This window comes from Streptomyces canus (assembly GCF_041435015.1).
Lineage (GTDB): Bacteria > Actinomycetota > Actinomycetes > Streptomycetales > Streptomycetaceae > Streptomyces > Streptomyces canus_G.
The window spans coordinates 6352291-6366511 of the sequence record NZ_CP107989.1 but is presented as its reverse complement, the minus strand read 5'-3'; the positions used below and the strand labels follow the sequence as shown (position 1 = coordinate 6366511).

At 69.8% G+C, this 14221-nt stretch carries 9 protein-coding genes and 1 pseudogene; 3 read left to right on the top strand and 7 right to left on the bottom strand.

The features are described 5' to 3' along the window. The first annotated feature begins 96 nt into the window (after positions 1 to 96). Positions 97 to 1536, top strand: a complete 1440-nt coding sequence (locus OG841_RS29210) for a GH1 family beta-glucosidase (RefSeq protein ID WP_328638806.1) — start codon at positions 97 to 99, stop codon at positions 1534 to 1536. A 99-nt stretch (positions 1537 to 1635) separates the two neighbouring features. Here the strand turns inward: OG841_RS29210 and OG841_RS29205 are convergent. Continuing rightward, positions 1636 to 1806: pseudogene (locus tag OG841_RS29205) on the bottom strand (PIN domain nuclease); the annotation flags it as partial. 175 nt (positions 1807 to 1981) lie between these two features. Here OG841_RS29205 and OG841_RS29200 point away from each other — a divergent pair. Both OG841_RS29200 and OG841_RS29195 read left to right on the top strand, forming a co-directional pair. Then, the gene (locus OG841_RS29200) at positions 1982 to 2311 is read left to right on the top strand and encodes a trypco2 family protein (protein WP_328638807.1); all 330 of its coding nucleotides are present in this window, start codon (positions 1982 to 1984) and stop codon (positions 2309 to 2311) included. Between the two features lie 21 nt (positions 2312 to 2332). Beyond that, positions 2333 to 6049: a tetratricopeptide repeat protein gene (locus tag OG841_RS29195; RefSeq protein ID WP_328638808.1), complete on the top strand. Its 3717-nt coding sequence runs from the start codon at positions 2333 to 2335 to the stop codon at positions 6047 to 6049. 10 nt (positions 6050 to 6059) lie between these two features. On the opposite strand, the gene OG841_RS29190 is transcribed toward OG841_RS29195, so the two are convergent. From OG841_RS29190 to OG841_RS29165, 6 genes are all read right to left on the bottom strand, one after another. Then, the gene (locus tag OG841_RS29190) at positions 6060 to 8054 is read right to left on the bottom strand and encodes a beta-galactosidase (RefSeq protein WP_371567115.1); all 1995 of its coding nucleotides are present in this window, start codon (positions 8052 to 8054) and stop codon (positions 6060 to 6062) included. Continuing rightward, positions 8051 to 9364, bottom strand: a complete 1314-nt coding sequence (locus OG841_RS29185) for a glycoside hydrolase family 36 protein (RefSeq protein WP_328638810.1) — start codon at positions 9362 to 9364, stop codon at positions 8051 to 8053. Before OG841_RS29185 ends, OG841_RS29190 begins: the two co-directional genes overlap by 4 nt. 26 nt (positions 9365 to 9390) lie before the next feature. Beyond that, on the bottom strand, positions 9391 to 10284 hold the full coding sequence (locus tag OG841_RS29180; RefSeq protein ID WP_328638811.1) for a carbohydrate ABC transporter permease: 894 nt from the start codon (positions 10282 to 10284) through the stop codon (positions 9391 to 9393). Continuing rightward, positions 10281 to 11261, bottom strand: a complete 981-nt coding sequence (locus OG841_RS29175; protein ID WP_328638812.1) for a carbohydrate ABC transporter permease — start codon at positions 11259 to 11261, stop codon at positions 10281 to 10283. The genes OG841_RS29180 and OG841_RS29175 overlap by 4 nt, the downstream gene beginning before the upstream one ends. A 13-nt stretch (positions 11262 to 11274) precedes the next feature. After that, positions 11275 to 12579: an ABC transporter substrate-binding protein gene (locus OG841_RS29170; protein ID WP_328638813.1), complete on the bottom strand. Its 1305-nt coding sequence runs from the start codon at positions 12577 to 12579 to the stop codon at positions 11275 to 11277. 200 nt (positions 12580 to 12779) lie between these two features. Next, positions 12780 to 14168, bottom strand: coding sequence for a glycoside hydrolase family 18 protein (locus OG841_RS29165; RefSeq protein ID WP_371567111.1), 1389 nt, complete (start codon positions 14166 to 14168; stop codon positions 12780 to 12782). Positions 14169 to 14221: the final 53 nt, after the last annotated feature.

Here is a 14221-nt window from a genome sequence, read left to right as displayed (position 1 = left end):
CATCTCTCCTGGGGCCGGGCCGGCGCCGCCTCGGCCCCTTCCACTCCCCTCCCCCCTTCATCAGTCGCTCTGACGACCTCCAATGGGAGCGCTTCCATGCTTGAGTCCGAAACGCCGGTGACCCCGGTGACCTTTCCCCCCGCCTTCCTGTGGGGCGCCGCGACCTCCGCGTACCAGATCGAAGGGGCGGTGCGGGAGGACGGCCGTACGCCCTCCATCTGGGACACCTTCAGCCACACCCCGGGCAAGACGGCCGGCGGAGACCACGGTGACATCGCTGTCGACCACTACCACCGCTACCGCGACGACGTGGCGCTCATGGCCGACCTGGGCCTGACGGCGTACCGTTTCTCGATCTCCTGGTCCCGGGTGCAGCCGACCGGCCGCGGCCCCGCGGTCCAGCGGGGTCTGGACTTCTACCGCCGGCTGGTGGACGAGCTCCTCGCGCACGGCATCAAGCCGGCCGTGACGCTCTACCACTGGGACCTGCCCCAGGAGCTGGAGGACGCGGGCGGCTGGCCCGAGCGCGACACGGCCTACCGTTTCGCGGAGTACGCGCAGATCGTCGGGGAGGCGCTCGGCGACCGGGTGGAACAGTGGATCACCCTCAACGAGCCGTGGTGCGCGGCCTTCCTGGGCTACGCGTCCGGGGTGCACGCGCCGGGCCGTACGGACCCCGCGGCCTCGCTGAAGGCGGCGCACACGCTGAACCTGGCCCACGGACTGGGCACTTCGGCGCTGCGCGCGTCGATGCCGGCCCGCAACTCGGTGGCGCTCAGTCTCAACTCCTCGGTGGTCAGGCCCTTCTCGCAGGACGCGGCGGACCTGGCGGCGGCGCAGAAGATCGACGACCTGGCCAACGGTGTCTTCCACGGGCCGATCCTGCACGGGGCGTATCCGCAGACGCTGTTCACGGCGACGGAGCTGATCACGGACTGGTCGTTCGTCGAGGACGGCGACCTCGCCCTGATCAACCAGCCGCTGGACGCGCTGGGCCTCAACTACTACACGCCGGCACTGGTCTCGGCCGCCGATCCGGACGCGAGCGGGCCGCGCGCCGACGGTCACGGCAGCAGCACGCACTCCCCGTGGCCCGGGGCGGACGACGTCACCTTCCACCAGACCCCCGGTGAGCGCACGGAGATGGGCTGGACGATCGACCCGACGGGTCTGCACGATCTGATCATGCGCTACACGCGCGAGGCCCCGGGGTTGCCGCTGTACATCACGGAGAACGGCGCGGCCTACGACGACAAGCCCGACCCCGACGGCCGCGTCCACGACCCCGAGCGGGTCGCCTATCTGCAGGGCCACCTCGCCGCGGTCCGCCGCGCGATCGCCGACGGCGCGGACGTCCGGGGCTACTACCTGTGGTCCCTGCTGGACAACTTCGAGTGGGCGTACGGCTACGAGAAGCGTTTCGGCGCGGTCTACGTGGACTACGCGACGCTGGAACGGACACCCAAGTCCAGCGCTCTCTGGTACGGCCGGGCAGCCCGCACGGGCACGCTCCCGGAGGTCCAGAGCACTCAGTAGCCACCACGGAGACGGGGGTCGGGGGAACGGGGCGCGGCAGCCGAGGGGGGTGCCGCGCCCCGCCGCGCCCCACCGGGCTCGGAGACTGCCCGGCGCGGCCAGCCGCTGGGTCGGCCGGCCGGTGACCGCGGCGATGGTCTCGAACCCGTTGTCGTGGTGAAGCATGATCAGGCCCTGGAGTTCGGCCGTCGCGGCGACGAGAAGATCCACGGCTCCGGCGGAGCGGTGCCGCCCCTCCTCCTTGAGCTCCCGCTGCACGTCGGTAGGTCTCCTTGGCGAGCAGCTCGTCGAAGTCCCCCGCATCGGCGCGCGCCGCGAGCCGGGGCAGTGCCGGCGCCCTCTTCTCAGCAGCTCGGGGCGGACGTAGCGAAGGCACACATTTGGACTGGTTTCTTCCGTGCGCGGCGGGAGAAATAGGAGGCGACAGTCGACGACCGGGGGGCCGATGACGGACAGCCATGGCGCGGAGCCGGGGTGGCTCGACCTGGCGGACGCGATCGCGATGCTGAGAGACCAGATCGCCGAGGCCCAGAGCCGCGCATCCAGTCCCTCGGGTCCCGGCGACCGGGGGGTGCTGTTCACGCTGGGGGAGATCACTCTGGAACTCGGCCTGGAGCTGACCGGCGTCCAGGGGATCGACGGTGGGCTGCGCTGGAGCGTGGTCAGCCTGGGTGGCAGGAAGGAGAGCGGCAGAAGGGCTACCCACACGGTGACGGTGAAGCTGCAACCGCACCAGCCCGGGAGTGGCGACATCGACGTGCTCGACACAGAGTGACCGTCCCCGGGGGGAGGTGTCGTGGCGAACGACCGACTGGTGCGGATCTTCGTGGGGGTTCCGGGACCGGACCCACGGAGCTTCGGCTCGGGCTACCTGATCGCGCCCAGGCTGGCGCTCACGGCGGCCCATGTGCTCGGGGAAGGCGACCGCGGCGCGGCCACTGTGTCGCTGGCTCTGGCCGACGGGCCGAAGTATCCCGCGACGGTGCGCTGGCACCTCCTGGACGAGACCATCGACGCGGCTCTGGTCGAGATCGCCGAAGGCAACGGCTGGCAGCCACCGGAATCGCTGAGCGACCCGTCGGTCCGGCCACCGCAGAGATTCGGCCTCGTGATCGGCGCCCGTCCCTGTTCTGTCATCCTGGCCGGCTTTCCGCGCATGCAGAGGGACCCGGACGGCAGGCGCCTGGACGAGCAGCTCAACGGCTCCATCACGCCGGGCAAGGGGTCCCTGGCCGGACACTATGAGGTCTCCAGTACCGACCCCCTCCTCCCCGTCGACCGGGCCGCACTGGCGAACGGCAGCCGCTGGTCCGGCATTTCGGGGGCCGCCGTACTCTACGACGGCGGCGGGAGCGGGCACTTGCTGTGCGGTGTCGTCGGCCGCGACCGCCGGGCCGAGGGCGGTACCCGCCTCACCGCCACCCCCAGCGACCGCCTCCTCGCCGACGACGACTTCCGCCTGGTGGCCACCGAGCACACCGGCTGGGAGCCACTCCTCGAACCGGCCGAAGCAGCAACCCTGTTCACCCCGGCCGCGTCCACACGCCATCTGAAGTCACCGGCCTCTCTGCTGCGCGCCGATGCCGAGGCCGTCGCCTTCCACGGCCGCGACCGTGAACTCTCCCGGCTGCTCACCTGGTGCCAGGACGGTCCGTCCGCGATGTCGGTGGAGGTCCTGACCGGGCCGGGCGGACAGGGCAAGAGCCGCCTCGCCCGCCGTCTGACCGAACTCCTCCGGCGTCGAGGCTGGGTGACCGGGCACCTGCGCTCCGACCTCACCGATCGCGGCGTACCGGACTTCACCGCTCTGGCCACGGCGCTGCCCCTGCTGATCGTCGTGGACTACGCGGAGACCCGTCCCCACCTGGTGCGCCGCCTCATCAGCGACCTGCACCCCTCCCGTCACCGCGTACGGCTGCTCGTGGTGGCCCGGTCCGACGGGCCCTGGCGCAGCGACTCGCTCAGCGAGGAGCCGGACGTGCGACAGGAACTCATCCACACCCCGGGCATCGAGCTCACCGCGCTCATCCCCCGCAGCCGCCCCGTCGCGGAACGGCACAGCGCGTTCCTCCGCGCGGCTCACGACCTCGCTCGCCTCCTGCCCCGCATCCCGACCCTGCCCGAGCACGACTGGGCAGGACTGGCCGGGGAGCTCCAGCCACCCGACGACCTGGCCCATCCCCGCTACGACAACGCCCTCACCCTTCAGACGACCGCCTTGGTCGCCCTGCTTCAGCTCGGGCCCCGCCCTGCCGACGTACCCCCCGGCACCCCGCCGGAGGCTGTCCTCCTGCTCCACGAGAAGCGGTTCTGGAAGGACAGCGCCGAGACGCCCGCCTTCGAACTGCGCCTGTCCACCCGGGCCCTGGAGGCCGTCGTCGCGGTGGTCGTGTTGTGCGGGGCGGCCGACGAGGACGAGGCGGCCAAGGTGATCGGCGTGCTTCGCGACGTGCCCGATTGCAAGATCATGGACACCGTGGCCTGGCTGGCCGGTCTCTACCCGCCCGAACCCAGCCGGTACTGGGGTTCCCTCCAGCCCGACCGCATCGCCGAGTACCAGGCCTCGTCCGCCCTCCTGCGTGGGTACGTCCCGCTCCCGGCCCTGTTCGAGAAGTCCGCACCCGCTCAACAGGCCCAGATCATCGTCGTCCTGACCCGCGCGGCCATCGCCCACTACAACTCCGGCCGCGCCGAGGAGAGTCGGCAGGTTCTCAGCGCTCTGGACTCGGCTCTGGACAGCGCACACCTCACCTACGAGGCCGCCTACGGCGCGGTCACCGCGCTGCCTCTGTCGTCTCGGGTCATCGCCCCGCTCGCTCTGCGGCTCCGCCGGGGTCTGGCCAAGGCCGACCGGGTGCTGGCGGACGAGTACCCGGCCGTTCACGAACCCGTGCTGGCCACATCGCTCGACAACCTCGGCACCCAGTTGGGTCACGCGGGGCACAGAGCCGAAGCCCTCGCCGTCATCGAAGAGGCGATAGCGATCCGGCGGCGGCACGTGGCGGACGGGACGGACGGCGAGGAACACCGGCTCGCGGTCTCGCTCTCCAACTACGGCTCTCAGCTGAGCGAACTGGGGCGCAGGAAGGAGGCACTGGCAGCGACCGCCGAGGCGTCGGCAGTCTGGCGCCGGCTGGCCCAGGCCTCCCCTCTCCACGAACCGGATCTCGCCCGTTCACTGTCCCACCTCGGCATCAGGCTGACGGAGACGGGACGCCTCGCCGAGGGACTCGCTCTCGCGCAGGAGGGAGTGCGGATCTGGCGCAGGCTCGCCGCCGCCGACCCGACCGCCTTCACATCCGACCTGGCCGGCGCACTCTCCAATCTCGGCATCAGGTTCTCGGACACCATGCGCCTGGACGAGGCCCTGGCTGCCACCGAGGAGTCCGTACGGCTCCTGCGTCCGCTCGCGGCCCACGATCCCGACGCCTTCGAATCCCAGTTCGCCGGCTCGCTGTCCAACCTCGGGGTGGACCTGAAGAACCTGGGGCGTTGGCGCGAGGCGCTGGCCGCCGAGGAGGAGGCGGTGGAGATCAGACGCCGGCTCGTGGCCGAGAACCCGGCCGCCCACGAGCCCGACCTGGCACGCTCCCTGTCCAACCTGGACGAACAGCTGGCCCAGGTGGGCCGTGTGCAGGAGGCTCTGGCCGTCGAGGAGGAGGCGGTCGACATCCTGCGCAGGCTCGCACGCCACGACTTCACCGCCTACGGTCCCGGCCTGGCCAGTGGCCTCCACCGACTCGGCGTTCGGCTGTCGGGGGTGGGACTCGCCGAAGAGGCCCTGCGCCGGGCCGAGGAGGCGCTGGTGATCTGGTGCCGGCTCGCCACGGACAACCCCGTCGTCTTCCGGCACGAGGTGGCGCGATCCCTGTCCGCGGTCGGAGGTCATCTGGTCAACGTGGGGCGCGCAGAGAAGGCTCTGGACCTCACCGAACAGTCGGTGGCGGTGTGGCGGCCGCTGGCGGCCGACAACCGCGCCTTCGAGCCCGACCTCGCCGCGACGCTGACCAACCTCGGCACTCAACGGGCCGAAGTCTTCGGCGCAGGTGAGGGCCGGACGGCCACCGAGGAAGCGGTGGCGATCTGGCGCCGACTGGCCTCCGAATACCCCGCCACCTACGAACCCGACCTGGCGCGCGCGCTGTCAAACCTCGCTCTGGATCTGTCACAGGCAGAACGAGAGGGGGTGGCCTTCGCCTGTGAGTGGGAGGCGGCGGAGGTCGGGCACCGCCTCGCGGCCGCCGACCCCACAGCCTTCGCCTATGACCCCACCCGCTCACGGCGCCTGCGGGCCGAGCTGATGACGCTGGACGTCGACGAGCTCGGGGACGCGCTCAGGACCACGGGCGAGATCGTGGAGTTCTATCGCGTAAGGGTCTCCGGAAATCCCGTGGTGCTGATGTGCCTGCACACCGTGCTGGGCCTCCAGGAAATCCTGCTCCGCAGACTCGGACGCGAGGAAGAGGCGGACCGGATCCGCAGGTGGCTCCGGGAGAACCCGCTCGCATCCTGATGCCGTTCGGTCACCGGTTTCGCGGCTCCCGTACCACCACGACGTCTCCCGCCGCGACGGACACCTTGCCGTCCTTGGTGGGCCCGCCCGTCAACAGATCGGTGGCCTCGGCCGAGACCTCGACCTCCGCATCCCGCTCCCCGTGGTTGATCAGGAACAGATAGTCGGCCTCCGTACCCCGCCGCAGTACCGCCTCCACCCCCTCCGGAACCTCCCGCACCGGCTCCACCCCCGCCTCGGTGCGGATCCGGTCCAGCAGACCCGCGAGCGTCGACGGGTCCGGGTGGGTGGCCAGGTACCAGGCCACGCCCTCGCCGTAGGTGTGCCGGGTCACCGCGGGGACTCCGGTCAGGGGGCCCGAGGTGTACGACGTGACGGCCTCCGCGCCTTCCAGGCGTACCCGCTCCGACCACAGGGACGCCGTGCCGCCGTCGCTCAGGCCGAGGGACTCACCGGCCAGCAGCGGGAAGAGTTCGTCCGTGCGGACGCCTAGCGGCTCCCGGAACGCTCCCGGGTAACCGCCCAGGCGCACATGGCAGTTGGCGTCGACAGCCCCGCTGTGGAAGCCGACGACCAGGGTGCCGCCGCCCGACGCGAAGCCGGTCAGGTTCTCCGCGCCCTCGTCGTCGACCAGGTAGAGGGCGGGGGCGAGGACGAGGCGGTACCCCGACAGGTCAGCCGACGGGTGGACGAAGTCCACGGCCACGCCGGAGCGCCACAGCGGCTCGTACCAGGAGCGGACCAGGTCGAGGTAGCGCACCGACTCGCTGGGCTGGGAGGGGAGTTCCAGGGCCCAGCGGGCGTTCCAGTCCCAGACGACGGCGACCGAGGCGGGGCTGGTGCTGCCCCGCACCTCCGCCAGTGCCTTCAGGTCCGCGCCCAGCGCCACCACGTCCCGCCAGATCCGGCTGTCGGTGCCGGCGTGCGGGAGCATCGCCGAGTGCCACTGTTCGGCGCCCGCCTTCGCGGCCCGCCACTGGAAGTAGGCGATGCCGTCGGCACCTCGGGCGACGTGCCCCAGGGCGTTTCGGCGCAACTCACCGGGATTCTTCGCCCGGTTGACGGGCTGCCAGTTCACCGCGCCCGTCGAGTGCTCCATCAGCAGCCACGGGCCGCCCGCCAGCGAACGGACCAGGTCGCCGCTGAGCGCGATGTCGATCTCCGACTCGGGGTCGGTGGACCGCAGGTAGTGGTCGTTGGAGACGACGTCCAGCTCCGGTGCCCAGCGCCAGTAGTCCAGCGCCTCGAAGTTGTACATCACCATGAAGTTGGTGGTGGCCGGCACCGCGGGGGCGGCCTCCCGCAGCACCTCACGCTCCGCCTTGTACAGCGACAGCAGTGCGTCACTGCAGAAGCGGCGCCAGTCCAGCTGGTGGGTCGGGTTGGGCACGGCACCGGTGGCGCGGGGCGGGATGATCTCGTCCCAGTCGTAGTACCACTGGCTCCAGAAGGCCGTACCCCAGGCGTGGTTCAGGGTTTCCAGATCGCCGTACCGCGACCGCAGCCACACCCGGAACGCCTCCGCGCTCGCGTCGCAGTGGCACTCCGCGTTGTGGCAGCCGTACTCGTTGTGGACGTGCCACATCACGACGGCCGGGTGGTCGGCGTAGCGCTCCCCGAGCACCCGGGCGATCCGCAGGGCCGCCTCCCGGTAGGCGGGGCTCGACGGGCAGAACGTCTGGCGGCTGCCGTACGACAGTCTCCTGCCGTCCCTGTCGACCGGCAGCGCTTCCGGGTGTGTGCGGAAGAACCAGGCCGGCGGGGCCGCCGTCGGTGTCGCCAGGTCGGCGGCGATGCCGTTCTCGTGGAGCAGGGCGAGGATCTTGTCGAGGCGCGCGAAGTCGTACTCGCCCTCGCGGGGTTCGAGGAGCGCCCACGCGAAGATGTTGACGCTGACCATGTTCACGCCCGCCTCGCGCATGAGGCGTACGTCCTCGGCCCAGACCTCCTCGGGCCACTGCTCGGGGTTGTAGTCACCGCCGTAGGCGATGCCCTCCGGGATCATCGGGCGTCTCCCGCGAGCAGCCGCCGGGTCGTCTCCACGCCCCACGGGTCCAGCGACAGCAGGCGGTCGCTCGACGCCATCAGGCCGCCCGTGGCCTCCACGTGGGCCGCCCAGCGCTCGCGGGTCTCCACGGCCGGGCGGGCCATCAGGCAGTCGGGGTCGTTGACCCAGAGCCGGCCGTGCTGCCATTGGCGGCCGACGCCGGTGAACTCGGCCGGGTCCTGGCCGGGCTGGCTGTAGTCGTCGGCCTCGGGACGCCGGTGCGGGGCCGTGTCGGGGCTGACCCGCATCGCGTCGAACAGGCCGACGGAGGGCAGGACGGGCGCGCCGCAGCCGAGCAGGTAGGCGTCCTCGCCGATGGCCTCGCGGATCAGCTCGATCCCGGAGCGGTACGCCGTGAGCGCGTCCGCGGAGGTGTGCCGTACGCCTTCCAGCGCCCCCGCGTACAGGAAGTCGACCTTGAAGTAGTCGTAGCCCTCGGACACCAGGGTCCTGAAGACCGACGCCAGATACTCCGCCGCTTCGGGGTGGGTCGTGTCCAGGACGCACAGGTCGTGGCCCCAGTTGCGGCCGGCGTGCAGGAAGCCTCCGTCGAGGTCCTCGACCAGCCAGTCGGGGTGCTCGGCGGCCAGGTCACTGGCCGGGTCGACCAGGAAGGGGGCCGTCCAGATGCCGGCGCGGCGGCCCCGGGCCCGGATCGCGTCGGCGATGCCCGCGCGGGAGCGGAAGCGGCCGGAGAGGGTGAGCCAGTCGCCGAGGGCCTTCTGGTAGCCGTCGTCGATCTGGACGACGTCGATGGGCAGGTCGAGGGTGTCCATCGCACGGAGGTTCTCGTGGATGTCGTCCTCGGTGACGTCGGTGAAGTACTCGTACCAGGAGCACCAGACGGTGGGCGCCGGGCGGGGGGCCTCGACCCCGAGTCCGGCGGCCCACTCGGCCAGCGCCGACTGGATGTCCGTACCCGTGAACTCCTTCACCGGGCCGTCGGCGGAGACCTCCACCACGGAGCCCTCGGCGACCAGGCGGATCGACGGGACCTCGTGCAGCGGGTCCGTCGCCGCCCACAGCCGTACCGGCGATCCGTCGCCCGGGTCGAGCGCCAGCAGCCCCTCGCCCTGGAAGGCGCCCTCGGGGACGGTGACACCCGGGCGATAGCAGACCGTCGCCCAGTTCTCGTTCGTCGGGCGGTACGGCTTGTCGCCGAGGGCGTAGGCGCCGCTGGGGCTCCAGGACTGCCAGCCCTCCTCGTGGACGCGGGCCTTTCGGGGATCCACGGGCACGGAGGCGAGCGGGGTGAAGGGGTGGGGCACGGTGGTTCTCTCTCAGGTGCGGGCGGTCAGCCCTTGTTGGCGCCGAGGGTCAGTCCGCTGACGAACTGGCGCTGGAGCACGAAGTACACGATCAGGGTGGGGATCGCGGTGAGCAGGGCGCCCGCGGCGACCAGGTTGGGGTCGGTGAAGTACTGGCCGGAGAGGTTGTTCAGGGCCGAGGTGATGGGCATGTTCTCGCCGGTGGAGATCAGCACGATGGCCCAGAAGAAGTCGTTGTAGATCCAGATGGACAGCAGGGTGCCCAGGGCAGCCATCGCGGGCTTGCACAGCGGCAGCACGATCTGCCAGTACATCCGCCACACGGAGGCACCGTCGACGAGGGCGGCCTCGGTGAGCTCGTGGGGCAGCATGCGCATGTAGTTGGACAGGACGAAGGCGCAGAACCCGGACTGGAACGCCACATGGATCAGGACCAGGCCGAGGGCGGAGTCGTACAGCTTGCCGCTCATGGTGATGCCGGGCAGGTCGATGAGCAGGTACATGCGGTACAGCGGGGTGATGATGACCTGCTGCGGCAGCAGGTTGCCGGCGGTGAAGACCAGCAGCAGGAAGATGTTCAGCCGGAAGTCGAAGCGGGAGACGTAGAACGCGACCATCGACGACAGCAGCAGGGTGACCAGCACGGCCGGGACCGCGATGATCAGCGTGTTGCCGAAGTAGTGCAGCATGTCGGACTGCGTGAAGGCGTTCTTGAAGTTGTCGAAGTTGAGGGTGTCGGGCCAGGAGACGTAGCCCTTGGTGCTGGTCTCGCTGTAGGGGCGCAGGGCCGCGAAGACCGCCCACAGCAGCGGGGCGAGCCAGGCCAGTGCGGTGCCGGCCAGGAACACGTGGAGCAGGATCCGGGCCGGGCGCAGGGGCGTGCGCTGCTTGGCGCCGAGCGCGACGGTGGGGGTGCTCATGCGCTGCGCTCCTTGCGGAAGGTCGAGATCAGGTACGGGATGATCACGACGAGGGAGATGACCAGCAGGACCACCGCGATCGCCGAGCCGTAACCGATCCGGCTGGACTCGCCGATGATGTTGTTGGTGATCAGGATCGACAGCAGCTCGGTGCCCTGGGCGCCCTTGTTGAAGACGAAGACCAGGTCGAAGGCGCGCAGTGCCTCGATGATGGTGACGACCAGAACGACCGTGTTGGTGGGGCGCAGGGTGGGGAAGATGACGTTCTTGAACGTCTGCCACTCGTTCGCGCCGTCCAGCGAGGACGCCTCCCGCAGCGAGGGGTCCACGCCCTTGAGGCCGGCCAGGTAGAGGATCATCATGTAGCCGGTGTGCCGCCAGGACGCGGCGATCAGCACCGCCCACAGGTTCAGGTGCGGATCGCCGATCCAGTCGATGTAGTGGCCGGGCTTGTTGGCCCCGATCAGGCTGTTGATCAGGCCGGTGTCCGGGTTGTAGACCAGCTGCCACACGAACCCGGTGACCGCGAGGGAGACCACGACCGGCAGGAAGAACGCGGTCTGGTAGACCCGGGAGAAACGGATCTGTTTGTCCAGCTGCACGGCCAGGAACAGGCCGAACGGCGTCGGGATCAGGATGAGCACGACGAACCAGATGACGTTGTGCTCGACGGCCGGCCAGAACTGCGGGTTGTCGCTGAACAGCTGCTTGAAGTTGTCCAGCCCGACCCACTTGATGGAGTCGAAGCCGATGCCGTCCCAGCTGGTGAAGGCCAGGGCGATCGAGGCGAGGGCGGTGACCCAGACCAGGGCCACGTGCAGGACCGTGGGCACGCCGGCCATGAAGCCGAGCGTGATGCGGTCACGGCGGGTCAGCAGGCGCTTGCGCCCCCGCGGGACCCGCTTCTTGACAGGGGCAGGGCCCGAAGGCGGCACGGCGGCCGCCTCCGGGCTCTTCATGTTCGTGTCGGTAGTCATTGAGTCGCTCAGCTCAGCCGGACGCGAAGATCGTCTTCTTCTGGCGCTCGATCGAGGAGAGCAGACTGTCGATCCCCTTGGGGTTCTGCAGGAACTTCTGGAGCGAGGGCTGCATCACCGTCGAGGTGAAGTCGGGACGCGAGTCACGGTCCATGAACTGGGTCAGGCTCTTGGCGCCGGTGATCATCTCGTACGCCTTCTTCTGCAGCGGCGTGTACGAGGAGGTGTCGGCCTTGTTGGAGGCGGCCACCACGCTGGTGTCGGACTTGAGGTAGATCTGCTCGGCCTCCGGCGTGCCCAGGTACTCCATGAGCTTGGTGACGCCCGCCTTGTTCTTCGGCGACTTGCTCACCATGAAGCCGTCGGCCGGCGCCTCGACGGTGTCCTGCCCGTACGCGGAGTTGATCTCCGGGAAGGCGAAGAAGTCGAGGTCGTCCAGGTCGGCCTTGTTGGTGAACTGCTGCGCCACGAAGGTGCCCAGCACGTACATGCCGGCCTTCTTGGCCACCAGGGTCTGCGCCGCGTCCTGCCAGGTGCGGCCCATGAAGCCGTCCTGGTGGTAGGGCAGTATCTCGGCCCAGTGGTCGAAGACGGTCTTGACCTTGGCGTCGGTCCAGGAGGCCTTGCCCGCCATCAGGTCGACGTGGAAGTCGTAGCCGTTGGTGCGGAAGTTGAGCTGGTCGAAGGTGCCCATCGCCGGCCAGGCGTCCTTGTCACCGAACGCGATCGGGACCAGGCCGTCCTTCTTCATCTGCTTGCAGAGGGCGATGAAGGCGTCCCAGGTGGTGGGCACCTCGTAGCCGTGCTGCGCGAAGACGCTCTTGCGGTAGAAGATCGCCCACGGGTACGTGACCAGCGGCACGAAGTAGTACTTGCCGTCCGCGCCCTTGCTGAGCTTCTTCATCGCGTCGGGGAAGTTGTCGCCGATCTTCTCCCACACGTCGTCGATCGGGGAGGCCAGCCCCTTGGCCGCGAAGAACTGCATGCGGTACCCGGCGAACCAGTTGAACACGTCGTCCGGCGTGCCCTGGAGGTAGGAGTTGATCTGCTCCTGGAAGGTGTTGTGGTCCTTCGTGTTGACCTTGACCGTGAGCTTCGACTGCTTCGTGAACGCCGTGTAGATCTCCCCGTACGCCTTCTTCGGCACGGCGTCCGACTGGTTCGACCCCAGCGTGACGGTCTTGGAGTCCGAACCGCTGTCGCTGCTGCCGCAGGCGGACAGCAGGGGTATGCCGGCTCCGAGCAGGGCGGCGCCGCCCATGCCCTTGAGCAGACCGCGGCGGCTGGGCGAGGGGAGGGAAGACGAGAGGTCACGCATGTACGGCTCCTGAAGGCAGGGGTTCGATCATGGAGGGTTTGGAGACCGGTCGTAATCAACCAGAAATCAACTTGACCGAACACGGTGGCGCAATGACAGCGGTATGTCAGGTCATGCGTCAATAGCTATCGACCCGATTTGTCGAAACGTGACCGACATCCCTGCCTACCGGTGACACAGGAGCCTCGTGGGCGACGGGTTCAGTTGTAGGCGGAGAAGGCCTTCGAGAAGGCGAACGCGTCCTGGACGATCGAGCTGCAGGTCGCGTCGGCCGAGGGCTTCGCGCCCCCGGGGCACTGCTTGTCCCGGGTGGCGGACCACATCGACAGCCCGCCCAGGCCCTTCGCCTTGGCGAAGGTCACCAGCTGGGAGGCGTCGTCGACCTTGAAGATCTCCGAGGCCACGTCGTTGACCCCGATCATCGGCGTCACACCGACGGCCTTCCAGGCCGCGCTGTCGGACAGCCCGAGAACGCCCTTGACCTGTGCCTGGGTGGCGGTGGCGGCCTGCTCGGCGTAGGTGCCCATGTCTCCGCTGTACGAGGGCCCGTAGTCCATCGCCATGATGTTGACGGTGTCGATCTCGACGCCGTTCGACTTGGCGTTCGCGAGCAGGTCCACCCCGTCCTGGGTGAGGCCCTCGGGCATGACCGGGAGCGTGTAGGAGACGTCCAGTCCGGGGTGTCGCGACTGGAGCTTCGCGATCGCCTGCGCCCGCCGGGTGTTCGCGGCCGTGTTCGGCAGCGCGCCACCCTCCACGTCGAAGTCGACCTTGGTGAGGCCGTACGCGTCCACGGCCTTCCCGTACGCCGCCGCCAGCGTGTCCGCCGAGGAGCAGGTCGTGGCCAGCTCGGAGCCGGAGGCGCCGCCGAAGGAGACCCGGACGTCCCCGCCCTTCGCCCGCAGCGCGCCGATCTGCTGGGCCACGGCGTCGCTCGCCAGGTCGGTGACCCCGCCCCACTTGGGGGTGCAGCCACCGCCGTCGGTGACGAAGGCGAGGTTGTAGTTCTTGACGCCGGTGGACGCGGCGCTCGCGAGGAGGTCGAAGGCGGGGTAGAGGGAGGTGTCGACGTAGGGGGCGAAGCCGGCGCTCCCGGTGGGGGAAGCGGTGGAGGTGGGAGTGGGCGTGGGGGTGGCCGTGGGTGCGGGTGTGGGGGTGTCGTTGCCGTCGGTGGCGCAGTCGGCGTCGTCCATGCGACAGCCGGTGGGAGCGCCCGTGCCGTTGACCACGAACCCGACCGTGACCGACTCACCGGCGGCCAGACCGTCGGTGTCCCAGCGAGGCGGCTTCACCGTGACGTGCCGCCCGCTCACACCGGACTCCCCGTTCCACAGGGAACCGAGCGTGGATCCGCTCGGCAGGTCGAACTCCAGCTTCCAGTCCTTGTCCACCGCACCGCTGTTGTTGGTGACGACGTACTGCGCGGAGTAACCCGTCGACCAGTCACTGGTCCTGGTGTACGCGACGCCGACCCCGGCCGCCTGGGCGGTTCCGGTGACGAGGACCGCGCCGCCCCCGACCACGGCGGCGGCCACCGCCCCGCCGATCAGCCTGTTCCTGCCACTCACCTTGCGCCGATGCATGCTCATGACGCGGCACGCTAGCGAGCCGGAATCGGGCAAATGGCCTGATCAGGACGGGG